We start from the raw sequence: 22,700 nt of genomic DNA, 5'->3' as shown, positions 1-22,700 counted from the left end.
GGATGCGGTATTCGCAGTCTGTGAGTGCCGGGGGTGCAAGCTCTGGCGCGCCAGGTGACAACCCCTCGGCAGCAGGCGGTAGAGAACAAGGAGGAACACTGCAGGCCCTTGGTGCTGGTAGGGGACCGGTACGTCGTGACGCGGTTCGGCCCGTACGGCAGCACTATCGGTCGACGCCGAGCCCGCAACACCGAGTAGTCCGGCTGTCGACCGGCAGTCGGGAAGCCCATACAGGAGGTTGACCGTGGGTGGTCATGGAGACGGCAAGGGCGGTTCCGAGGGAGACAAGCAGCAGTCGCCGAAGGAATCCGATGGCCAGTGGACCAAGCCGGTCCCCCCGCCGAGCAAGTGAGCGGGTGAGCGAGAACTAATGGACACGTACGCGCAGTTGCTCGACCAACTGGCCGAGTCGGGCGCACTGGGCGAGGAGTGGCGGGGGGCGTTCGAGCGCGCCCCGCGCTCTGCCTTCGTTCCGGACGCCGTGTGGACCCCGGACGGGGATGCCCCGAACGGCTATCGCAGGGTCACACGCACCGCCGAGCCCGACACCTGGTGGGCGCAAGTCCATTCCAATGCTGTGGTGGTGACGCAGTTGGACGATGGTGCAGCTGACGGACCCGGGGTTGCCACGTCGTCGGCGTCGATGCCGTCGCTGGTCGCTGAAATGCTCGGCCACCTGGACGTTCGGCCCGGTCAGTCGGTGCTGGACGTCGGTACAGGCACGGGCTGGACGAGCGGCCTGCTCTGTGCCCGGCTCGGCGACGAGTCGGTCTCGACGGTTGAGGTCGATTCCGCGGTATGCGCGCAGGCCGCGACGCACCTGGCGGCAGCCGGGTTCAGTCCCGCGATCCATCTCGGCGACGGCCTGCTCGGTCGGCCCGGCGGGGTCCAGTTCGACCGTATCCACTCCACGGCCGCCGTTCAGCGAGTACCCGCAGCATGGATCGAGCAGACGAAGCCCGGCGGCGTCATCGTGACCCCGTGGGGGACGCCGTACGCCAACGCCGCGTTGCTGCGCCTGGAAGTCGGAGAAGCCGGCCAGGAGTCGCATGGTCGGTTCGTCGGCAACGTCAGCTTCATGTGGGCACGAGCGCAGCGACCCCACACTGCGGTCCCGGCAGGAGTGGCGGAGTCCCTGGGAGCCTCCCGGATGGATCCGGACCTCGCGGTGGAGAACGTGAACGCTGCCTTCGCCATCGGCCTGTGCGTGCCGGGCGTCCGGTACAGCCACACCTGGGACGAGGCGGACCCGACCGGTACGTATCGGATGGTCCTCTCCGACGACGCCGGATCGTGGGCGTCCGCGCGGCTCCAGCGCTGGGACGACAAAGGCTCGGTGCACCAGGCCGGACCACGCCGGATCTGGGATGAGATCACTGTCGCCCGGCTGCGGTGGCTGGAGGAGGGGAAGCCCGGCTTGACCGACTTCGGTCTCACGGTCGCGGCAGACGGCACGCAGACCATATGGCTGGGCGGTCCCGGACCGCTCGGCTCTGAGTAGCCGTACTCATGCGCGGGGGTGGGTCGGTGGGCCAGGGTAGGGGCATGGAGAAGCAGGAAGTGCCCGCCCAGCCGTGGTTCCAGGTGCCTGACCGCCCGTCGGTGGACGGCGGGGGGCGGGGGTGGGTCGCGGTCATGTGGGTGTCGGTCGCGCTCACCGGGCTGTTGTTGTCGGCTCTTTACGCTGTCACGCTGATTGTCGTGGTCATGGGCGGCGCGCGGATTCCGGGCTTGCTGCTGGTCGGGTTCTTCCTCCTTCCGCTCGCCGGGCCGGTCGTCGGGGCGCTGCTCGGGGGCTTTCCGCTGCTGGTGCCCGCCGTGCGGCGCGAGCGTGGGCGGCGGCGGGTGCCGCTGGCCACGCTCTGGCTCGGCGCGCTGGCCGGGGCGCTCGCTGAGGGGGTCTTCGTGCTCCACGGCATTCGGAGCTGAGCGGCCGCCGGGCGGCTTACTTCGGCCCGTGCAGGTCGGGTACGTGCTTGAGCCAGGCCGGGCGGCCCGCCTGGGCCCTGGCGATACGGGCGGCCTCGGCCGCGCGCAGCTGCTCCTCCGTCGCGAACTCCTGCGGCAGCCACTGCCGCGACAGCGCCGCGCGGGCCGCGAGGTGACGGACGTACGCCGCGCGCAGCTCGGCCACGCCGGCGAAGCCGGGCTCGTCGGCGAGCCAGGCGTCGGGGACCAGGGCGAGCACCTCGTGCAGCAGCTGCTCCGTCACCAGCGGCGCCAGCTCGGCGTCCGCCGCCGCGACGTCGGGACGGTAGCCGCCGAGCGCGTGGCCGCGGAAGTCGTACGCCTTCGCCACCGCGTCCGCCGCGCTGGACCAGCGGTGGTGGAAGACCAGCCCGGCGCCGTTGTCGATCAGCCAGAGGCGGTGGTGCCAGACCATCAGGTTCGGGTTGCTGCGGGTGCGGTCGACGTTGGCCGTCAGCGCGTCCAGCCACACCACCCGGCCGGCCTCCAGCGGGTCGATCTCCACGGTGTCCCTCGGGAGCAGCGCGGGCCGGAAGTCCCGGGCGCCGGGCAGGTAGTCCATCCCCAGGTTGACGCCGGCGCTGGCCCGCAGCAGGTCCTGGATCTCGGCGTCCTCCTCGTGCGCGGCCACCGCCGGGTCGAAGTCGACCAGCACCAGCTCGGGCACCCGCAGCCCGAGCCGCCGCGCCAGCTCGCCGACGACCACCTCGGCGACCAGCGCCTTGCGGCCCTGCGCGGCGCCGGTGAACTTGACCACGTACGTACCCAGGTCGTCCGTCTCGACGACCCCGGGCACCGAACCTCCCGCCCGCAGTGCGTCCAGATACCGCAGAGCCTTCACCTGGTTCAGCTGTTTCAGCACACTGGCCAGCCTAAACCGACCCCGTGAAAACCCACCCGTGACGTGTGATTGGCTGGCCGTCACCACGCGCAGTGATCACATTCGAGAGCAGTGATCACAAACGCGCACAGCGATCGCATGAGGAGACGAGCAGCCATGGCCCAGGTCTACGCCAGCACCGAGCGGACCTACCCCGCCACCCCCGAGCAGGTGTACGAGGCCCTTGCCGACTACAAGGTGGTCCGTCCGCAGCTGCTGCCCGCGCAGTACAGCGAGTACGAGGTGCGGGCCGGCGGCTTCGGCGCCGGGACCCAGGTGCACTGGAAGCTGCAGGCCACCGAGAAGCGGGTCCGCGACTGCCTCTTCACCGTCAGCGCGCCGAGCGCCGGCAAGCTGGTGGAGACCGACGCCAACTCCTCGATGGTGATCACCTGGACCGTCAGCCAGGACGCCCAGGCGGGCGCCGGCCAGACCAAGGTGCAGATCGAGACCACCTGGCAGGGCGCCGGCGGCATCGGCGGCTTCTTCGAGCGGACCTTCGCCCCCAAGGGCCTCAACCGGATCCACGACGAGGTGCTCGCCAAGCTCGCCGACAACCTCAAGTAGCACCCTGAAGTAGCACCCTGGTGTAACGGCAGCACGACAGCCGCACGGGACACCCGTACGAGCCACCAGCCGTACGGGTGGACCCCGTCCCCGGGCGGGTGACAGCAGGCGAGCCGCCGCGGTCCGCAACCCTAGGCTCGCGGCCGTGCATCTGACGATCCTTCACATCTCCCAGCCCGTCGACGGCGGCGTGGCCCGCGTGGTCACCGACCTGGTCCGCGGCCAGCGCGCCGCCGGGCACCGGGTACTGGTGGCCTGCCCGCCCGGCGGCCGGCTCGGGCCCGAGGCGGCCGCGGTCGGCGCCGAGGTGCTGGACTGGCCGGCCCGGCGCTCGCCGGGCCACTCCGTCCCCGCCGAGGTCCGCCGCCTGCGCCGGCTGCTGCGGTCGGCCGCCCCCGACCTCGTGCACCTGCACAGCGCCAAGGCCGGCCTGGCCGGCCGGCTGGCGGTGCGCGGCCGGCTGCCCACCGTCTTCCAGCCGCACGCCTGGTCCTTCGCCGCCGCCACCGGCGCCCTCGCCACGGCCAGTTGCCGCTGGGAGCGGTACGCGACCCGGTGGACGTCGACGGTGCTGTGCGTCAGCGAGCACGAGCGGGCGGACGGCGAGGCGGTCGGCATCAGCGCCGACTGGGCGGTCGTCCCCAACGGCGTGGACCTGCGCCACTACGCGCCCGCCGAGCGCCGCGCCGCCCGGCTCTCACTCGGCCTGGACCTCTCGGAGCCGCTGGCGGTCTGCGTCGGGCGGCTGTGCCGGCAGAAGGGCCAGGACGTGCTGCTCGCCGCCTGGCCGGCGGTGCTGCGCCGGGTGCCCACCGCCCGGCTGGCGCTGGTCGGCGGCGGTCCGGACGCGCAGGCGCTGGCCGCCCAGGCCCGAGCGCTGCCCGAGCCGTACAGGGTCCGGCTGACCGGCGACGTGGCCGACCCGCGGCCCTGGCTGGCGGCGGCCGACCTGGTGGTGCTGCCCTCGCGCTGGGAGGGCATGGCCCTGGCGCCGCTGGAGGCGATGGCGATGGCCCGTCCGGTCCTGCTGACCGACGTGCCCGGCGCCCGCGAGCAGCTGCCCGAGGCGCACCGCGCGGACTCCCTGATCCCGCCGCAGGACCCGGCCGCGCTGACCGACGCGCTGGCCGACGCGCTGGCCGAGGCGCTGGCCGATCCGCTGGAGTGCGAGCGCCGCGGGGTCGAGGCGCGCGCGTGGGTGACCGAGCGGCACGACGTGCGCTCGGTCGTCGCGCGGGTGTCCGAGTTGTACCAGGAGCTCTACCACGAGTTGATCACCGGCGGGCGCAGGACTCCCCGTGTCCCCGCGGGGATCTGATCGTTTCTCAGGCAGTGAGTGCCTGCCATGGGAACGCCGGTCGTGAGAATCATCTCCACCACAGGAATGCTGCCCCCGTGTCGAAAGGTCATTCGCATCAACTAAGTCGGAAATTACTATTAATGGGCGGGTGGAATGAAATGGCAAGTCAACTTCCGGAATTTTAGCCAGCGTTCGGTAATGTCTGATATTGCCTGCTTCATTCGTATTGCGCGAGATCCTCGACCAAGTCCTTGTGCACATGTGATCGAGAGCCGCCAGCGCGGTAGCAGGTGCTACCCGGACCGCGCCCATGGACCGGGATCCCGGTGCCGGGCAACCGGATCCGGGAACCCGACGCCAGGGGCACACAGCAGGGGAGTTCGTGCGCTGATGACCATTGACCACGAGAGTGTGCCGCGACCCGGGCGGTCCACGGCCGGGGTACGGCGGACCACGACCGAGGTCCTGGACCGGCCCACCCGGCCGGCCCAGTCGCGGTCCGCGCCGCCGCTCGGCCGACACCGCCGGGGCCTGCGCTCCCGCCTCGTCCTGCCGGTCGGCCTGCTCATGGTCGACGCGCTGGCCGGCTGCGGCGCCGCCGCGGTCTGCGCGGTGGACCCGGCGCACCCGCTGGCCGGAGCGGCGGCCGTCCTCCCCGTGCTGCTGCCGCTCAACCTGGCCGGCGGCCTGTACCGCATCCGGATGACCCCCTCGGCGCTGGACGAGCTGCCCGCGCTGGCTGGCCGGGCCGCCGTCGCACTGGCCTTCGCCGTCACGCTGGCAGCCGCGCTCTCCGGCCACTGGCCCTCCTGCGGCCCGGCCACCCCGCTGCGCCTGCTGGCCCTGCTCGGCGTGCTGCTGCTCACCGCGGCGCTCGGCCGGGCGGCGCTGTACGGCGCGCTGCGCCGGGTCCGCCGCCGCCGTCCGGTGCCCGTCCTGGTGCTCGGCGCCGGCCCGCTCGGCCAGCGGGTGGCCGCGGTGCTGCGCGAGCGCCGGGAGTACGGCATGCGCCCGGTCGGCTACCTGGACCCGGATCCGGTGCTGCTGCCCGGCGACTCGCCGCTGCCGGTGCTCGGCGGCCGCGAGGTGCTGGAACGCGAGGTCCGCCGGCACGGCGTGCGCCATGTGCTCGCCACCGCCGGCGCCGCGAACGAGGCGGAGACCACCGCCGCGCTGCGCGAGGCCACCCGGCTCGGCTGCCAGGTCTGGCTGGTCCCGGCGCTGCGCGAGTACGGCTCGCTGGAGCCGGCCGTCCGGCGCTGCGCCGACCACCTCTGGGGCTTCCCGTGCCTGCGGCTGGGCCGCCCGGCGCTGCGCCGCCCGGGCTGGGCGGCCAAGCGCGCCCTGGACGTCGTCGCCTCGGGGCTCGGCCTGATCGCCGTCGCCCCGGTGCTGGCGGTCTGCGCGATCGCGGTGCGCTGGGACACCGGCCCCGGTGTGCTCTTCCGCCAGCAGCGCACCGGTCTGGACGGCAAGGTCTTCACCGTCCTCAAGTTCCGCACCCTGCGCCCCAGCAACGAGCACGAGTCGGCGACCCGCTGGAGCATCTCCGAGGACAACCGGATGGGCCCGGTCGGCCGCCTGCTGCGCCGCAGTTCGCTGGACGAGCTGCCGCAGCTGTGGAACGTGCTGCGCGGCGACATGAGCCTGGTCGGCCCGCGCCCGGAGCGCCCGTACTTCGTGATGCGCTTCGCCCAGACCCACCCCGAGTACGCCGACCGCCACCGGGTACCGGTCGGCATCACCGGCCTGGCGCAGGTCAACGGCCTGCGCGGGGACACCTCGATCGAGGACCGGATCCGCTACGACAACCGCTACATCGAGAGCTGGAGCCTCTGGCAGGACGTCAAGATCCTGCTGCGCACCGCCGCCCTGATGCTGCATCCGGACGGGAGCTGACACCGGTGGCGATCGCCCTCCCACTGTCCGCCGCACGCGGTGCGGCCTTACGACGGCCCTGGCAGCTGCTGCTGGCCCGGCCCAGCCTGCTCGCCGCGGCCACCATCCTGCTGGTCTGCGTGCCGACCGGCGAGAAGGACGTCACCGCCGCCGTCCACATCACCGCGGCCGACCTGGCCTCGCTCGGCCTGGTCGCACTGATCGCCCTGGATCTGCTGCGCGGACGGCCGCTGGCGCTCGGCCGGCAGGCCTGCGCGGTCTTCTGCGGGGTGGTCTGCGCGGCCGCGGCCGCCACGGTGACCTCGATCGACCCGTCCGCCAGCCTGACCGGGTTCGTCCGGCTGGTGCAGATCTTCGTGCTGGTGCCGGCCTCGGTGCTCTGCTCGCTGCGCGACCGCAGGGATCTGCGCCTGGTGCTCGGCGCCTTCGTGCTGGCCGCGCTGATCGAGGGCGGCGTCGGCGCCGAGCAGTACCTCACCGGCACCGGCGCCTCCTACACCGGCGAGCCGATCCGGGCGGTCGGCACCTTCGGCGCGCTGGACGTCATGGCGATGTCCGGGGTGGTCAGCTTCGGCCTGCTGGCCGCGCTGGCCCTGGCGCTGGCCGAGCGCCGCAACCCGCTGCTGCGCCGCGCCCTGTTCGCGGCGGCGGCCTTCCTGGTCTTCCCGCTCGCGGTCTCCTTCAGCCGGGGCAGCTGGATCGCCTGCGGCGTCGCGGTCACCGTGCTGATGCTGCGGGCCGACGCCCGGCTGGCGGTGCGCAGCGCGGTGATCGGGCTGGCGGCCGCGGTCGTCCTGGTCGGCGGTCTGGGTCTGGGCGGCGGCGGGGTCGCCGAGCGGCTGGACAGCATCGGCTCGGTCTCCGGCGGCAACGAGGACCACTCGGTCAGCGACCGCTACGACCTGTGGGCGACCGCCGCGGCGATCTGGGCGGACCACCCGGTGACCGGGGCCGGCCCCAAGAGCTTCCCGCAACTGCGGGACTCGCACGCGCCGTTGCGGCTCTCCTCGGGCAGCGACGCGGCCGACTCCACGATCGGCTTCGAGCGCGAGCCGCTGCTCTCCCCGCACAACATGTACTTCCTGGTGCTCAGCGAGCAGGGCCTGGTCGGCATCGTCGCGTACGGCGCGCTCTTCCTCGCCCTGCTGCTGGGCTGCCTGCGCCGCTCGGGCGACGCCGGACCGGCCGCCGTCGGACTGCTCAGCTGGGTGCTGGTCGACTTCCTGTACGCGGACATCGGGGGCACCACCACCGTGCTGACCTCGGTGATCCTGGGCGTGGCGGCCTGGTGGGCGCTGCCGGACCGTACGGACGGCCGCGCGCTGTGACCACCGACGCTGTGACCACCGACGCCGTGACCACCGACCAGAGCGTCACCGCTCCACCGGCACCGGTCCCGCCGACCGGCGCCGAGCCGCCCCAGCCGCCGCGCACCGGCTCGTTCCTGGCCCGCGCCTTCGGCGTCACAGCGGTGCTCAGCGCGGTCGGCTCGGCGCTCGGCCTGCTGCGCGACCTGCTGCTGGCCCGGTTCTTCGGCGCGGACGAGGGCACCGACGCCTTCCTGGTCTCCTGGACCGTCCCGGAGACCGCGGCGCCGCTGCTGATCGAGGACGCGATGGCGTTCCTGATGGTCCCGGCCTTCAGCCTGGCCCTGGTGCTGCGCGAGGAGCAGCCCGACGGGCCCGACCCGGTACGGCAGTTGACCGCCGCCACGCTGCCCTGGCTGCTGGCCGTGCTCTGCGCGCTGTCCGGCGCCACCGCGCTCTGGGCGCCGGCCGTGGTGCACGCGCTGGCCCCCGGGCTGGCCGACGCGCCGCTCGCGGTCACCTGCACCCGGATCACCGCCGTGACGATCCTGCCCTTCGGGGTGGCCGGCTACCTGGGCGCCGCACTGCGCGCCCACCACCGCTTCACCGCCCCCGCCGCCATCTACGTGGCGTACAACCTGGGCATCCTGGGCGTCCTGAGCTTCGGCCACGGCAGGCTCGGGGTGCGGGCCGCCGCGCTGGGGGTGGCCTTCGGCAGCCTGCTGATGGCCGGGGTGCTGATCGTCCCGTTCGCCCGCCGGCTGCGGGCCGGCCGCCCGCGCACCAGGGCCGTGCCGGCCCGGCCGCGGCCCCTGGTGCTCAGCCCGCTCGCCCTGCTGCCGGTGGCGGCCTTCACGCTCAGCCGCCAGTCGCAGGTCTTCATCGAGCGCTACCTCGGCTCGGCGCTGCCGCCCGGCACCATCTCGCACCTCAACTACGCCACCAAGGTCTCCCAGCTCGCGATGACCACCGCGATCCTGATCTGCACGGTGACCTTCCCGCTGGTGGCGCGGGCGCTGGCGGCCGGCGACCTGCTGGCGGCCCGCGACCGGGTGGAGAAGGACCTCGGCCAGGCCGCCGCGGTGGTCCTGGTCGGCACCTCCTTCCTGATCTCCTGCGCGCCGGCCGTGGTCGAACTGCTCTTCCAGCGCGGCGCCTTCAGCCCCGAGGACACCGCGGCCACCGCCCAGGTGATCCAGGTCTACAGCCTCGGCCTGCTGGCCCAGGCGCTGACGGGGGTGCTGGTGCGGCCGTTCTTCTCGATGCGCCCGGCCGTCCGGCGCGCCGACGACCCGCGGCCGGACGCCGGGGGGCGCCAGCTGCTCGACTGGTACCCGGTCGCCTCGATGGCCGTCGGCCTGCTGGTCACCACGCTGGTCAGCCTGCTGGCGATGCCCCGCTTCGGGGCGCTCGGCCTGGCGGCCGGCAACGCGGCCGGCATCACCAGCACCGCCGCCCTGCTGCTGCGCGGCCTGCCGATGCGCGGCATCGCGCTGCGGATGCGCCAGGTGCTGGCGGGCCAGGCCCGGCTGCTGGCGGCCGGGGTGGGGGCGACGGCGGCCGGGACGATCGCGGCCCGGGCCAGCGCCCAGCCGCTGCTGTCGATCGCCGCCGGCGGACTCGCGGTCGTGGTGGCCTACGCCGTCCTCGGCGCACTGCTCGGCGCCCGCGAAGTGCTGGACCCGGTCCGCCGGTTCCGCCCCGCCGGGCCCCGCTCGAAGCCTGCCGACGCGGTGCCGTTCGCCGCCCGCCAGGCCGGCTCCCGAGACCTCCCGGAGGAAGGAACACTGCCCGATGGCCGCTGAACTCAGCCACCTGCGCCTGCCGCAGCAGAGCGCCGGACGCCGGTACGGGGCTCCCTGGGTCCTGATGTACCACTCGGTCGCCGACGAGGAGGACGATCCGTACCTGCTCACGGTCAGTCCGCAGCGGTTCGCCGCCCAGATGCGCTGGCTGGCCAGCCGCGGCTGGCGTGGCGTCAGCATGCGCGACCTGCTGGCCGCGCAGGCGGCCGGGCAGCCGGGCCGCCTGGTCGGCCTGACCTTCGACGACGGGTACGCGGACTTCGCCCGGCACGTCGTCCCGGTGCTGCGCGGCTACGGGTTCACCGCCACCGCGTACGTCGTCGCGGACCGGCTCGGCGGCGACAACGGCTGGGACGTCAAGGGCCCGCGCAAGCAGCTGCTGACCGTCGAGCAGGTGCGCGAACTGGCCGGCTCCGACTGGGAGATCGGCTCGCACGGGCTGAGCCACCGGGCGCTGCCCGGGGTCCCCGCGCACGTGCTGCACGCGGAGGTCCGGGACAGCCGGCGGGCGCTGGAGGAGCTGGTCGGCGGACCGGTCACCGGCTTCTGCTACCCGTACGGCGCGGTGGACGAGCCCGCCACCCGGGCCGTCGCCGCGGCGGGCTACGACTACGCGGTGGCGATCGGCCACAGCGTGCTGGCGGGCCGCTTCGCGCTGCCCCGCTGCTACGTGGGCGACCGGGACGGCGCCTGGCGCCTGCGCGCCAAACGCGGCCGACACGGGCTGCGCGACGTGGTGACCGAACTGCGCAGGGCCGGAAAGGGAATCGAGCGATGAAGGTACTGCACATCATCACCGGGCTGGCAGCGGGCGGCGCCGAGCGCCAACTGCTGCTCACCCTGCGGCACTTGCCGCGCGGCTACCACAGCGAGGTGGCCACCCTGACCAACCCCGGCACGGTGGCCGACGCGCTGCGCGCCGAGGGCTTCACCGTGCACGACCTGGCGATGCGCGGCAACCGCGACCTCACGGTGCTGCCCCGGCTCACCCGGCTGATCCGGCGCGGGCGCTACGACATCGTGCACACCCACCTCTACCGGGCCGGGCTCTACGGCCGGCTGGCCGCCCGGCTGGCCGGGGTGCGCACGGTGCTCGCCACCGAGCACTCGCTGCACGCCGGGACCATCGAGGGCCGTCCGGTCGGCGCCGGCGTCAAGTCGCTCTACCTGGCGGCCGAGCGGCTCGGCGGCAGCACCGTCGCGGTCTCCGGACAGGTCGCCGCCACGCTCGCCGAGTGGGGGGTGCCCCGGCAGCGGGTGCACGTGCTGCCGAACGGCATCGAGGCGGCCCGCTACGCGCTGCCCACCGCCTCCCGCGCCGCGCTGCGCCAGACCGTCCGGGCCTCGCTGAACGTACCGCCGGAGGCCTGGGTGCTAGGCGGCGTGGGGCGGCTGGTGGCGGGCAAGCGGTTCTCGGTGCTGGTGGACGTGCTGGCCGGGCTGCCCGCCGAGCGCGACGCGCGGCTGCTGCTGGTCGGCGAGGGCCCCGAGCGCGCCGCCCTGGAACGGCAGGCGGCCCGGCTCGGCGTCGCCGACCGGCTGATCTGCGTGGGCGAGCGGGACGACGTGCGCGACCTGATGACCGCGATGGACGTGCTGGCGGCGCCGTCGGTCGAGGAGACCTTCGGGGTGGCCGTGCTGGAGGGCCTGGCGGCCGGCCTGCCGGTCTGCCACAGCGCCTGCCCCGCGCTCGACGAGCTGCCCGCGCAGGCCGCGCCGGGCGCGCTCAAGGTGCCCTCGGACGCCGCCTCCTACCTGGCCGCGCTCTCCACCCTCGGCGCCAGGCGCAGCACCGCACTGCCGCAGCCACCCGCCGTGGCGCACTACGACATTGCCCGCACGGCCGCCGAACTGGCCGTTCTGTACCAGCGGTTGGGGCGTGGCGCGAAGACGCCCGTCCGGATCGGACCGAGGGAGTCCTAGAGATGTCAGAACTACGCAACAGTGCCCGCAAGTTGGCCCGGATCTGGTGGCCGGTGGCGATCGCCGTGCCGCTCGGCGCGGTGGCCGGGGCCGGCTACGCGGTGCTCACGCCGCCGGTCTACTCCGCCAACTCCTATGTGGTGGTGGTCCCGGAGAGCGGCGGTGACGGCGCGCTGGCGGTCAACTTCGCGCAGGCGTACGGCCGGCTGGCCGGGCAGCCGCAGGTGCTGATCGGTGCCGCCGCGGACGCCGGGCGCAGCAGCGCCGAGCTGGCGAGCCTGGTGACCGGCACCACTTCGCCGGACGCGCCGGTGATCGAGATCGACGGCACCGGCGGCCGGCCGCAGGACGCCGTGCGCTCCGCCGACGCGGTGGCCAGGTCGCTGGTGGCCTTCGCCAACACCAGCAGCAAGGAGACCGGCGTCAAGCTGGTCCCGCTGGCCGCGGCCGCCGATCCGGCCGCGCCGACCACCCCCAGCCACCAGCTGGACGTGGCGGTGGGCGCGGCCGCGGGCGTGCTGGTCGGGTCGCTGGTGATGATGACCCGCCGCCGGAGTGCTCCGACGGGGGAGCCGGCCGAGCCGGCCGCAGTCGTCCCGGGCCCGAGCCCGGAGCCCGTCCCGACTCCCGAACCTGAGCCCGCGCCTGCCGGGAGGTCCAAGTGAGAACCAGAACCCGGGTCGCCACCCGCACCCCCGTGGCCGCCGAGCAGTGGACCACCGAGGTCCGCCGCGACGACCGGGCGCTGGCCCACCTCGCCGACGAGTGGGACGGCCTGGCCTCCCGCTGCCGCACCACGACCCCGTTCCAGGCGGCCGCCTGGCAGCAGTCCTGGTGGCGTGCGTACGGCCGCCCGGGCGCGCTGTACGTCCTGCTGGTGCGGCGCGGCGGCCTGCTGGTCGGCGCGGCCGCCCTCCAGCGCAGCCGGACCGGGACCTTCACCGCGCTCGGCGGCCGGCTGATCGACTTCACCGATCTGCTGCTGGACGACTCCTGCGCCGCCGAGGCCGCCGCCCGGCTGGCCGCCGCGCTGCCGCTGCACCGCCCCTGGCACGCCCTGGACCTGCGCGAGGTCCGGCCGGGATCGGCCGCCCACCAGGTCTACGCGCACTGGGCGGGCCGGCGCCACCAGCTGCTCGACTCGGTCTGCCAGCACCTGCCGGCGGTGCCGATGGACCAGCTGCTGGCCCGGCTGCCGGGCCGCACCGCCCAGCGCAGCCGGGCCAAGCAGCGCAAGCTGGCCGACGCCGGGGTGCAGGCCTGCCGGGTGCCGGTGGCGGAGGTCCCGGCGGCGATGGCCGACCTGCTCGGCCTGCACGCGCTCCAGTGGGAGAGCCGCACGGTCACCCCCGAGCACGTCAGCGAGCGCTTCGCCGCGCACCTCAAGGAGTCCACGGCGGGCCTGGCCGAGCTGGGCCAGGCGGTGGTCTACCGCTACCACCTGGACGGCGAGCTGATGGCGGTGGACCTGCTGCTGCTCTGCCCGTCCTTCGCCGGCCTCTACCTCTACGGCGCGCATCCGCGGCTGCGCGAGCGGCTGGACATCGCCGGACTGCTCTTCGGCACCTCGTTGGAGGAGGCCGTCCGGGCCGGCATCCCGGAGCTCAGCCTGATGCGCGGCGAGGAGCCGTACAAGGAGCGCTGGCGGCCCGAGCGCGAGCACAACCACCGGCTGCTGCTCGGGCCCCGCTGGTTCGCGGTGGCGCTGTCGCTGCGGCTCACCCTGGCACGGGCCCGGACCGCCGCGGCCCCGCACCTGCGCGGCCCGGCGCTCCGGCTGCGCGGGTTGCTCAGTTCCGTGCGGCGCTGACCGGCCAGCCGGTCGGCCAGACCGAGGGCCAGGCCGGCGGCCACACCGACGGCCAGCCCGGCAGCGGGACAGCGGGGACGGTGGACGGGACGGCCGAGGGCGCGGCCGACGGCGAGGGGGACGGCGCGGCGGGCGTCGCCGCCGTGCAGCGGGGGTTCGGCCGCACCGGCCTGACCGGCCGTCCGTCCGTGCCGTGCCCGGGGCAGGGCGGCTCGCCCGCGCCGTTGGACCCGGCCAGCAGACTCCTGTAGACCGCGCTGGAGCGCGGGTTGCTGCGGCACTCCCAGACGCCGTGCGGGCAGTAGTCGGTCACCGTCTGGTAGGCGGTGTCGTGGGTGCGCGTCCACTCGACCATCCGCCGCACGAACTCGGGGTTGTCGCCGTGCCGCCACAGCCCCCACTCCGGGTAGGAGACCGGCTTGCCGCGCTTGGCGGCGAACTCGACCTGGTCCTCCAGGCCGTACGGCTCGCGCACGTAGTCGTCGAAGGTGTTGCCGGGCTGCTGGTCGTAGGTGTCCATCCCGATGATGTCCACCACGTCGTCACCCGGGTAGCACTTGGTCCAGGCGATCGCGTCCAGCCCGCGGTTGGGGTCGAAGTCGAAGCGGAACCGCTGGCCGGGCACCGAGCGCATCACCCCGACGATCCGCCGCCAGTAGGCCTTCCAGGCGGCCGGGTCGGGCTCGCAGCGGCCGGTGTAGGTGGTGCCGTTCATCTCCCAGCCGGGCACCAGCACGGTGTCGCCGCCGCCGAGCGCGACCAGCTTCCTGGCCAGTTTGAGGAAGTGCTGGTCGTAGGCCCCGCGCGCGCCCTGCTTCAGCATCGTGGACACCTGGCCGCCGTCCTGGACGGGCGGCTCGTTGGGCGCCAGCATCGGGACGTTGAGCACCAGGATTCGGGACGGGTCGGCCTGCCGCCACTGCGACCAGAGCGCCAGCACCTTGGTGTCGCCCTCGACGTCGTTCCAGCTGTTTCCGGCCAGGTAGGTGTGGCCGACCTGGAGGTTGGCGCCGTTCAGCCAGGTGGCCAGCTGGGCGATCTGCGGGATGTAGGTGTCCCAGGAGCCGACGAAGGCGCCGAACGGCACCTCGTGCGAGGCCCGCTGGGCGGGCGGCTTGGGGGCGGCGCCGCGCGGGTGGGCGGCGCTGTCGGAGGAGAGGGCGGGCAGCCGGTCGGCGGTGGGCAGCGGGCCGCCGGTGGAGACGCCCGCGGTGATGAGCAGCAGCAGGGTGGAGGCGGCCAGGGCCGGGCGGCCGATTCGCATGCTCTCTCCTCGGGGGCTTCGCGAGGCGGTCCGAGCACGCCTGCATCACCGACCGTAAGCCTACGAGCCGTCAGAAAAGCCGAATGTCACCCTAAAGTGGACAAGTGCGGCGAGTATGGCCGAATCCACCGTGCAATCTGACGCTTGGTGATCGCGCCAGATCGCAGTCCGAATGTCTGGTTATCGGTACGGAACCTGGGTAAACGGCCCCGCCATGCTGAAGCTTCAGCTCTCGCCAGGTACCCTCCCGAGGTGTCCTGGAAGCCGCTACGTACCCTCACGCCCCGATCCGCCCTGCCCGCCATGGCCGTGCTCCTGGTGCTCGGCGCGGGCGCTGCCGCCCACGCCAACCGCCCGGTCCCGTTCGGCGACCAGGTCTCCGCGCCGGGCCAGGCGCAGGCCAGCCCGGTGGGCGCCCAGTCGGACGGGGCACCCGCGCTGGACCTGCGGGTCGGCCCCGGCCTGGAGGCGTACGACCGCACCACCGGCGCGCTGCTCTGGACCTACCAGCGCGACGGCGCGACCGCGCTGCACCTGTCGGTGCTCGGCGGCAGCGCCATCGTCGTCTGGGACGACGGCATGGTCACCTCGATCGAGACCAGCGACCACGAGGTCCGCTGGCACCGCGCCGTCCCGGGCCTGGCCGAGTGGCTGCGCGCCGACGGCGAGCCCGGTGCCGACCAGCGCACCGACGCCCAGCGCAAGCAGGTCCAGCTGGAGCGGGCCGCCGCCGCACTGCAGACCGTCAGCGCGCCCGAGGCCTGGGTGCAGGTCACCACGCCGGGCCTGACCATGGGCTTCCGCGACCGCGACGGCGACCTGCGGTTCAACTCCCGCCCGCTCTTCGGCTGCCTCTTCGACCCGCTGCGCGCCGTCCAGACCGACAGCGCCGTCCTGGTCCCGCGCACCTGCACCGGGACGAACGGTGCCGGCCACGTGCTGCCGGGCGGCATCACCGGCTTCAAGCTGGACGGCCACGGCTGGCAGCTGAACGCCGGGCCCAAGGTCCAGCTGACCGCGCTCAACGGCCACCTGGTCAAGATCGACGACGGTCCGCTGGCCGGCACCCGGATCTTCGACACCGACCAGGGTGTGGCCCAGACCCCCTGCGACAGCCCGGCCGAGCCGTTCGCCGCCCTCAAGCCGGACACCGGCTGCCCCGCGACGGCGGCCTAGGGCCCGGACAGGGCCGCTGCCGGGGCGGTGGCCGGAAATGTCTCCGAGCACCCGCGGGCGGCCCGGTAGACTGGGCCACATGGCTGTTCTCCGCGGGCACTAGCGGCGGTAGGCAGCGAGCTCTTCGGTCCGTGCCGGTGCGGTGCGGGCCGTTCGGCCGCCGTCGCCCGTCCAGCGCCGTTCAGGCGCCGCCCAGACCCCCGCCGCACCCTTGTGCCCCTGCCGCCTGACGTCATGACGCGGACCGGGGCCGTACCAGCCCCAGGAGCTTTTCCAGCCATGATTTCCGTCAACGCCCTCGAACTGCGCGCCGGCGCCCGCATCCTCATCGAGTCCGCCAGCTTCCGGGTCACCCCCGGCGACCGGATCGGTCTGGTCGGGCGCAACGGCGCCGGCAAGACCACGCTGACCAAGGTGCTGGCCGGCGAGGGCATCCCGGCCGCCGGCACGGTCACCCGGTCCGGCGAGGTCGGCTACCTCCCGCAGGACCCGCGCACCGGCGACCTCGACGTGCTGGCCCGCGACCGCATCCTCTCCGCCCGCGGCCTCGACACGGTGCTGCGCAAGATGCGCGAGAACGAGGAGCGGATGGCGAACGGCAAGGGCGCCACCCAGGAGAACGCGATGAAGAAGTACTCGCGCCTGGAGACCGAGTTCCTCACCAAGGGCGGCTACGCGGCCGAGGCCGAGGCCGCCACCATCGCCGCCGCGCTCGGCCTGCCGGACCGCATCCTCGGCCAGGAGCTGCACACCCTGTCCGGTGGTCAGCGCCGCCGCGTGGAGCTCGCCCGGATCCTCTTCTCGGACGCCGACACGCTGCTCCTGGACGAGCCCACCAACCACCTGGACGCCGACTCGATCGTCTGGCTGCGGGACTACCTGAAGTCGTACAAGGGCGGCTTCATCGTGATCTCGCACGACGTCGACCTGGTCGAGACGGTCGTCAACAAGGTCTTCTACCTGGACGCCAACCGCTCGGCGATCGACGTCTACAACATGGGCTGGAAGCTCTACCAGCAGCAGCGCGAGGACGACGAGAAGCGCCGCAAGCGCGAGCGCGCCAACGCCGAGAAGAAGGCCGCCACCCTCAACGCGCAGGCCGACAAGATGCGCGCCAAGGCCACCAAGACGGTCGCCGCGCAGAACATGGCCCGCCGCGCCGAGAAGCTGCTCTCCGGCCTGGAGCAGGTGCGCGCCTCCGACAAGGTCGCCAAGCTGCGCTTCCCGGACCCGGCCCCCTGCGGCAAGACCCCGCTGACGGCGGCCGACCTCTCCAAGTCGTACGGCTCGCTGGAGATCTTCACCGGCGTCGACCTGGCGATCGACCGCGGCTCCCGGGTCGTGGTGCTCGGCCTGAACGGCGCCGGCAAGACCACCCTGCTGCGGATGCTGGCCGGCGTCGAGAAGCCGGACACCGGCGAGGTGATCCCCGGCCACGGCCTGAAGATCGGCTACTACGCCCAGGAGCACGAGACGCTCGACCCCGAGCGCACTGTGCTGGAGAACATGCGCTCCGCTGCGCCGGACACCGACCTGGTGCAGATCCGAAAGATCCTCGGCTCGTTCCTGTTCTCCGGCGACGACGTCGACAAGCCGGCCGGGGTGCTCTCCGGCGGTGAGAAGACCCGTCTGGCGCTCGCCTCGCTGGTGGTCTCCAGCGCCAACGTGCTGCTGCTCGACGAGCCCACCAACAACCTCGACCCGGCCAGCCGCGAGGAGATCCTGGGCGCCCTGCGCTCGTTCTCCGGCGCCGTGGTGCTGGTCACCCACGACGAGGGCGCGGTCGACGCGCTGGAGCCGGAGCGGATCATCCTGCTCCCGGACGGCGTCGAGGACCTGTGGACCCCGGCGTACCACGACCTGGTCTCGCTCGCCTGACCCTCGCAGCAACCCGCTCCGCAACAGCCCGTGACCGCGCCCGTGGTCACGGGCGCTTGCGTTGAGTAGACACACGCTCCTGCATCTGGCCCAGACGAACCCATCACCCGGGCCCTTCCGGGAATGCAGTGGTCTGGGATTCCGTTTTAGTCGACTCACCTCTGCGGCGATCCCTGGACGACCCTGCTGATCAGCTCTTTCGTCCGCTACGGGCGTTTTCTGCAGAGCCTCGCACACCCAGGGTGAGCGCCCGGATGCGCGGGCGATACGACTCGCCGCCGCCCGATTGCCCCGATGGACCTTGTCGAATGGGTGGCCATGAGCCGGGGGATGGGTGATCATGGGAATCCGATCGAGCACAGCTACGAGGAGGCACGGGTGGCCGAGACTCTGAAAAAGGGCAGCCGGGTAACTGGTGTCGCGCGTGAAAAGCTCGCGACCGAGTTGAAGAAGAAGTACGACTCCGGAGCGAGTATCCGTGCGCTGGCGGAGGAGACCGGCCGCTCGTACGGCTTCGTGCACCGCATGCTCAGCGAGTCCGGGGTGAACCTTCGGGGTCGCGGCGGCGCCACGCGCGGCAAGGCCAAAGCGGCTGCGGCGGCGGGATCCTGACCGACCGTCAGGTCAGCAGGTGTTCGACAGGTTCCGCCGGTTCGCGAGCAGCGGGCCCAGGCGAATCGGCGACCGTGACGATGCCGTCCGGCCGCCGATCGTCATGTCCGGATCCGGGCGGTACCGAAGGGCGGCAGGATAAGTTACTCTCCGGTAGAAGTAGAGGGCGGCACACCGGAGCCTGCCCTGCCCGTCTCCGGAGGTGCCCATGACCGCGCCCGTCTCCACCCCTCCCTCCCCGGACTCCGCGGACTCCTGGGAGGAGGTCGGCGTCCGGCTGGAGGTCGAGGGCGAGCTCGCCGTGGTGACTCTCTGTCACCCCAAGCGCCGCAACGCGCAGACCCCGGCCATGTGGCGCGCGCTCGCCGCGGTCGGCCGCGAGCTGCCCGGCACCGTCCGCGTGGTGCTGCTGCGGGCCGAGGGCCTGTCCTTCTCGGCCGGCCTGGACCGCGCGATGTTCAGCCCCGAGGGCATCCCCGGCGAGCTGGGCTTCACCGCCCTGGCCGCCGCCCCGGACCAGCAGCTGGACGGCTACATCGCCGAGTTCCAGGAGGCCTTCACCTGGTGGCGGCGCTCCGACCTGATCACCGTCGCCGCCGTCCAGGGCCACGCGGTCGGGGCCGGCTTCCAGCTCGCGCTCGCCTGCGACCTGCGGATCTGCGCGCTGGACGCGAAGTTCTCGATGCGTGAGACCTCGCTCGGCCTGGTCCCCGACCTGGCCGGCACCAAGCCGCTGACCGACCTGGTGGGCTACGGGCGGGCGCTGGAGATCTGCGCCACCGGCCGGGACGTCACGGCCGAGGAGGCCGCCGCCATCGGCCTGGCCAACCTGGCCGTGCCGAACGAGGAGCTGGACACCGCGGCCCGCGAACTGGCCGCAGCCCTGCTCGCCGCGCCGCGCAACGCCGTGATCGAGACCAAGGCCCTGCTCCAGGGCGCCGGCGGGCGCTCCTACGACGAGCAGCGTTCCGCCGAACGGGCGGCGCAGGCCCGCCGCCTGCGCGACCTCGCCGGCCTGGGCGACTGACTGCGCTGTCCCCAAGGGCCCGGCTTCCAGTGGAGCCGGGCCCTTTGCCGTGTCCGGAAGATGCCCGGAGGCGTGGTACGTGGCGAAATGTCAGAGTTGGGGGTCAGTGCGGTATAGCTGGAGACGCGACCCCAGGAGGCACTCCCATGCCCGACACCCCGAAGCCGTCCGATCTCACCAAGGGCGGCGCTGCGCACAGCGGCCCGCTGACCGAGGAGCGCGGACGGACGGCGCTCGCCGACGGTGTGGTGGAGAAGATCGCGGGCATGGCCGCGCGCGAGGTCCCCGGCATCTACGCGCTGGGTTCCGGGCTGTCCCGGACCTTCGGCGCGATGCGCGACCGGGTGCCCGGCGGCCGTTCCAGCGTCTCGCGCGGGATCAAGGCCGAGGTGGGCGAGAAGCAGACCGCCATCGACATCGCCCTGGTGGTCGAGTACGGCGTGGTCATCCCGCAGCTCGCCGCGGCGGTGCGGCACAACATCATCAGCGCGGTCGAGCGGATGACCGGCCTCGAAGTGGTCGAGGTGAACATCGCCGTCAACGACGTCCATCTGCCGGATGAGCTGGACGAGGACGAGGAGGAGCAGCCCTCCGAGCGGCGCTCCCGAGTCCAGTAGGCCTGCCCCGACGCTCCGATCGGAGAAGAACCAGTGAGTCTCGCGTTCATCGGCATGGTGGCCGGCATGGCCCTGGGCTTCGCCGGCTACTTCGGCGGGTTCGCCGCCTTCCTGCTGGTCGCCGTGCTCGGCGCGGTCGGCTTCGTGGTGGGTCGGCTGCTGGAGGGCGACGTGGACCTGGGCGACCTCCGCGACCTGCTGCGCAGCCGCGACCGGCGGCGCTGATGACCTCGCCCGCGGTGCAGGGGCCGGGGCGCCGGGCCAACGCCGGCTGGGGCCGGGACACCGGGCGGACGACTCCGCCGGCCCAGCGCGGCCGGCTGCGGATCGCCGACCGGGTGCTAGCCCGGATCGCCTGGCTGGCGGCCCGCGACACCCTCGCCGCCGCGACCGCCGCCACGCCCACGGCGGTGGCGGGGGAGCCGCCGCGGGTCGCGGTCTCCGTCTCGGGCCGCAGCGCCCGGATCAGGGTGGGGGTCGACCTCCCGTTCCCGTCCGACCTGGCCGCGCTCGCGGGGGCGGTCCGGGACGCGGTGGCCGAGCGGGTGGGCGCGCTGACCGGGATCCCGGTGCGCGAGGTGGTGGTGGTCGTGGAGCGGTTGCTGCTGCCCGAGGCGCCGGTCGCTGAGCGCGCTGAGGGCGGCGAGGGCGAGGAGCTGTGACCGCCGAGCCGTCCGAGAACCGGGTGCCGCGCTCGGCGCGCGGCCCCGCCGCCGGGGTGGTCGCGCTGGTCGTCCTGGTCGCCTCGGGGGCGCTGCTCTACGACGTGGCCGCGGTCCGCACCGGCCACCGGGCCGGCGCCTGGCGGGTGCGGATCGCCCACGAGCTGGCCACCCGGCACCTCGACTCAGGGTGGGTGCTCGCCGCCGCCGGGGTCGCGGCGGCGCTCGGCTGCTGGCTGCTCTGGCTGGCCGTCGCCCCCGGCAACCGGCGCTGGCTGGCGCTGATGCGGCCGCCCGGCGCGCTGATCGACCGCGCGGGCGTGGCGGCGCTGCTGGAGGCCCGGGCGCTGGAGCTGACGATGGTCGCGGACGCCCGCGCCCGGGTGAACCGCGACCGGGCCCGGGTGACGCTCTTCGGCAGCGCCGACCTCGCCGGGGCCGAGGCCGCCCTGACGGCCGAGCTGGAGCGGATCGCGCTGGCCAGCCCGCTGCGGCTGCGCCTGCGGAACCGGCCGGCCAAGCACCGTCCGCCGATGCACTGACCCGAGGAGCTTCGCCTGATGAGCAGAGTCACCGTCAACCGCGTGCTGCTCGGCCTGGCCGGACTGGTGCTGCTGGTCGGGGCGCTGCTGGTGCTGGCCGGCGGGCTCGACCTCTACCGGGTCTGGCACCTGGGCCAACCGTCCTGGTGGCCGCTCCACTCGCCGCACCGGCCGGTGCTCAGCGAGGCTGCGCGCACCCGCTGGCGCAACCGCCTCTGGTGGTGGCCGGTGGTGATCGGCGGGCTCACCGTCGTCGCGGCGCTCGCCTTCGCGTGGCTGCTCGCGCAGCTGCGGCGCTCCTCGCCCACCGAACTGGCGCTGGAGACCCCGCAGCGGCCCGGCCTCACGCTGCGGCTGCGCCGCGCCGCGCTGATCCAGGCGCTGGAGGCCGGGGCCGGTGCGCTGCCCGAGGTGGCCCGGGCGCGGGTACGGCTGGCCGGCCGCCTGCCCCGGCTACAGGTGCGGGCGCAGCTGCTGCTCGACCCGGGGGCCGACGTGCCCGCGACGGTCGGCGAGCTGGAGGCGGGCCCGCTGGCCCAGGCCCGTACGGTGCTCGGCGGGTCGACCGAACTCCCGCTGGACCTGCGCCTGCGGGTGTCCGGCCCCCCGCGGACCCGGGCCCGCGCGCCGCGCCACCCGCACCGGCCGCGGGTGATCTGACGCGCCAGGCTCTACAGCCCGCGCAGGGCGCCGCCGTCGATCGGGATCATCACGCCCGTCAGGTAGGAGGCGGCCGGGGAGAGGACGAACGCGGCGACCTTGCCGAACTCCTCGGGCGTCCCGTAGCGGCCCAGCGGGATCGCGGCGGCGGCCCGGGCGCGGGCGGCGGCCGGGTCGTCGGCGAGCGAGTCCAGCTCCCGCACCCGGTCGGTGTCGATCCGCGCGGGCAGCAGTCCGAAGACCCGGATGCCGCGCGGGCCCAGTTCGATGGCCAGCGACTTGGCGGCCATCGCCAGGCCCGGGCGCAGCCCGTTGGAGATCCCCAGGCCCGGGATCGGCTCGCGCACCGAGGCGGAGAGCACGAAGCCGATCGCCCCGCCCTCGCCCAGCAGCGCGGCTGCGGCCCGGGCGATCCGCAGGGCGCCGAGGAAGACCCCCTCGAACGCCTCGCGCCATGCCTCGTCCGTCGCCGTCGCGACCGGGCCGGGCGGCGGCCCGCCGACGCTGATCAGCACGCCGTCCAGCCGCCCGAAGTGCTCGACGGCCGCGCCGAGCACCCGGTCGGCCGTGTCGGGGTCCGCGTTGTCGGCGACCACACCAGCGGCTGCGGCGGGCCCGCCCAGCAGCTCGACGGTGGCCTCGACCGCCGCCGGCTTGCGTCCGGTGACGACCACCCGGGCGCCGTCCGCCACCAGTTCGCGGGCGGCGGCCAGGCCCAGGCCGCGGGTCGCGCCCGTGACCACGTACACCTTGTCCTGCAGTCCAAGATCCATGGGGCCATCCTGCCGTACGGGTCCCCGGGG

General features: G+C 74.0%; 23 protein-coding genes. 20 read left to right on the top strand and 3 right to left on the bottom strand.

Features of this window, described 5'->3' with window-relative positions:
* Window positions 1–370: 370 nt before the first annotated feature.
* Together P3T37_RS18685 and P3T37_RS18680 are read left to right on the top strand one after the other, a co-directional pair.
* A complete protein-coding gene (locus P3T37_RS18685; RefSeq protein WP_280724845.1) occupies window positions 371–1,501 on the top strand; it encodes a hypothetical protein in 1,131 nt (376 codons plus the stop codon).
* 44 nt (window positions 1,502–1,545) lie between these two features.
* The gene (locus P3T37_RS18680; RefSeq protein ID WP_280724844.1) at window positions 1,546–1,929 is read left to right on the top strand and encodes a hypothetical protein; all 384 of its coding nucleotides are present in this window, start codon (window positions 1,546–1,548) and stop codon (window positions 1,927–1,929) included.
* 16 nt (window positions 1,930–1,945) lie between these two features.
* Here P3T37_RS18680 and P3T37_RS18675 read toward each other — a convergent pair whose 3' ends face one another.
* On the bottom strand, window positions 1,946–2,827 hold the full coding sequence (locus P3T37_RS18675; protein ID WP_280724999.1) for a HipA family kinase: 882 nt from the start codon (window positions 2,825–2,827) through the stop codon (window positions 1,946–1,948).
* Window positions 2,828–2,965: 138 nt separating this feature from the next.
* Here P3T37_RS18675 and P3T37_RS18670 point away from each other — a divergent pair, with 138 nt between their 5' ends.
* The 9 genes from P3T37_RS18670 (at window position 2,966) to P3T37_RS18630 (ending at window position 13,459) form a co-directional block, all read left to right on the top strand.
* Window positions 2,966–3,415 carry an SRPBCC family protein gene (locus P3T37_RS18670; RefSeq protein ID WP_280724843.1) on the top strand — a complete coding sequence of 150 codons (450 nt, stop codon included), beginning with the start codon at window positions 2,966–2,968 and terminating at the stop codon, window positions 3,413–3,415.
* A gap of 151 nt (window positions 3,416–3,566) precedes the next feature.
* Complete coding sequence (locus tag P3T37_RS18665; protein ID WP_280724998.1) at window positions 3,567–4,733, top strand: glycosyltransferase; 1,167 nt, start codon at window positions 3,567–3,569, stop codon at window positions 4,731–4,733.
* 372 nt (window positions 4,734–5,105) lie between these two features.
* Entirely contained in the window at window positions 5,106–6,614 is a 1,509-nt protein-coding gene (locus tag P3T37_RS18660; RefSeq protein WP_280724842.1) for a sugar transferase, read from the top strand.
* A gap of 5 nt (window positions 6,615–6,619) precedes the next feature.
* Window positions 6,620–7,942 (top strand): O-antigen ligase family protein, encoded by a 1,323-nt coding sequence (locus tag P3T37_RS18655; RefSeq protein ID WP_280724841.1) that lies wholly within the window; start codon window positions 6,620–6,622, stop codon window positions 7,940–7,942.
* Window positions 7,939–9,726 (top strand): lipid II flippase MurJ, encoded by a 1,788-nt coding sequence (locus P3T37_RS18650; protein ID WP_280724840.1) that lies wholly within the window; start codon window positions 7,939–7,941, stop codon window positions 9,724–9,726. Before P3T37_RS18655 ends, P3T37_RS18650 begins: the two co-directional genes overlap by 4 nt.
* Entirely contained in the window at window positions 9,716–10,504 is a 789-nt protein-coding gene (locus P3T37_RS18645) for a polysaccharide deacetylase family protein (protein ID WP_280724839.1), read from the top strand. The genes P3T37_RS18650 and P3T37_RS18645 overlap by 11 nt, the downstream gene beginning before the upstream one ends.
* Window positions 10,501–11,649, top strand: coding sequence for a glycosyltransferase (locus tag P3T37_RS18640; RefSeq protein WP_280724838.1), 1,149 nt, complete (start codon window positions 10,501–10,503; stop codon window positions 11,647–11,649). The genes P3T37_RS18645 and P3T37_RS18640 overlap by 4 nt, the downstream gene beginning before the upstream one ends.
* A gap of 2 nt (window positions 11,650–11,651) precedes the next feature.
* Window positions 11,652–12,314, top strand: coding sequence for a lipopolysaccharide biosynthesis protein (locus P3T37_RS18635; RefSeq protein WP_280724837.1), 663 nt, complete (start codon window positions 11,652–11,654; stop codon window positions 12,312–12,314).
* Window positions 12,311–13,459 (top strand): GNAT family N-acetyltransferase, encoded by a 1,149-nt coding sequence (locus P3T37_RS18630; RefSeq protein ID WP_280724836.1) that lies wholly within the window; start codon window positions 12,311–12,313, stop codon window positions 13,457–13,459. Before P3T37_RS18635 ends, P3T37_RS18630 begins: the two co-directional genes overlap by 4 nt.
* Here P3T37_RS18630 and P3T37_RS18625 read toward each other — a convergent pair.
* Entirely contained in the window at window positions 13,440–14,723 is a 1,284-nt protein-coding gene (locus P3T37_RS18625) for a glycosyl hydrolase (protein WP_280724835.1), read from the bottom strand. The two genes, P3T37_RS18630 and P3T37_RS18625, sit on opposite strands and share 20 nt — an antisense overlap.
* Window positions 14,724–14,975: 252 nt before the next feature.
* On the opposite strand from P3T37_RS18625, the gene P3T37_RS18620 reads away from it, so the two are divergent.
* The 9 genes from P3T37_RS18620 (at window position 14,976) to P3T37_RS18580 (ending at window position 21,897) form a co-directional block, all read left to right on the top strand.
* Complete coding sequence (locus P3T37_RS18620; RefSeq protein WP_280724834.1) at window positions 14,976–15,899, top strand: hypothetical protein; 924 nt, start codon at window positions 14,976–14,978, stop codon at window positions 15,897–15,899.
* Window positions 15,900–16,178: 279 nt separating this feature from the next.
* Window positions 16,179–17,777, top strand: a complete 1,599-nt coding sequence (gene abc-f, locus P3T37_RS18615) for a ribosomal protection-like ABC-F family protein (protein ID WP_280724833.1) — start codon at window positions 16,179–16,181, stop codon at window positions 17,775–17,777.
* A gap of 378 nt (window positions 17,778–18,155) precedes the next feature.
* Window positions 18,156–18,389, top strand: a complete 234-nt coding sequence (locus P3T37_RS18610) for a helix-turn-helix domain-containing protein (protein WP_035794854.1) — start codon at window positions 18,156–18,158, stop codon at window positions 18,387–18,389.
* 208 nt (window positions 18,390–18,597) lie between these two features.
* Entirely contained in the window at window positions 18,598–19,416 is an 819-nt protein-coding gene (locus tag P3T37_RS18605; protein ID WP_280724832.1) for an enoyl-CoA hydratase/isomerase family protein, read from the top strand.
* A 146-nt stretch (window positions 19,417–19,562) separates the two neighbouring features.
* The gene (locus tag P3T37_RS18600; RefSeq protein ID WP_280724831.1) at window positions 19,563–20,033 is read left to right on the top strand and encodes an Asp23/Gls24 family envelope stress response protein; all 471 of its coding nucleotides are present in this window, start codon (window positions 19,563–19,565) and stop codon (window positions 20,031–20,033) included.
* Window positions 20,034–20,066: 33 nt separating this feature from the next.
* Window positions 20,067–20,258: a hypothetical protein gene (locus tag P3T37_RS18595; protein WP_280724830.1), complete on the top strand. Its 192-nt coding sequence runs from the start codon at window positions 20,067–20,069 to the stop codon at window positions 20,256–20,258.
* Complete coding sequence (locus P3T37_RS18590) at window positions 20,258–20,695, top strand: Asp23/Gls24 family envelope stress response protein (RefSeq protein ID WP_280724829.1); 438 nt, start codon at window positions 20,258–20,260, stop codon at window positions 20,693–20,695. Before P3T37_RS18595 ends, P3T37_RS18590 begins: the two co-directional genes overlap by 1 nt.
* Complete coding sequence (locus tag P3T37_RS18585; RefSeq protein ID WP_280724828.1) at window positions 20,692–21,237, top strand: DUF6286 domain-containing protein; 546 nt, start codon at window positions 20,692–20,694, stop codon at window positions 21,235–21,237. The genes P3T37_RS18590 and P3T37_RS18585 overlap by 4 nt, the downstream gene beginning before the upstream one ends.
* Before the next feature lie 18 nt (window positions 21,238–21,255).
* Entirely contained in the window at window positions 21,256–21,897 is a 642-nt protein-coding gene (locus P3T37_RS18580) for an alkaline shock response membrane anchor protein AmaP (protein ID WP_280724827.1), read from the top strand.
* Between the two features lie 11 nt (window positions 21,898–21,908).
* Here P3T37_RS18580 and P3T37_RS18575 read toward each other — a convergent pair whose 3' ends face one another.
* Window positions 21,909–22,670 carry an SDR family oxidoreductase gene (locus P3T37_RS18575; protein ID WP_280724825.1) on the bottom strand — a complete coding sequence of 254 codons (762 nt, stop codon included), beginning with the start codon at window positions 22,668–22,670 and terminating at the stop codon, window positions 21,909–21,911.
* Window positions 22,671–22,700 lie beyond the last annotated feature (30 nt).

Source organism: Kitasatospora sp. MAA4 (assembly GCF_029893355.1).
In the GTDB taxonomy this organism is placed as follows: Bacteria; Actinomycetota; Actinomycetes; order Streptomycetales; family Streptomycetaceae; genus Kitasatospora.
Note: the sequence above shows the minus strand (reverse complement) of the source record. Positions and strands in the feature narration are given on the sequence as shown.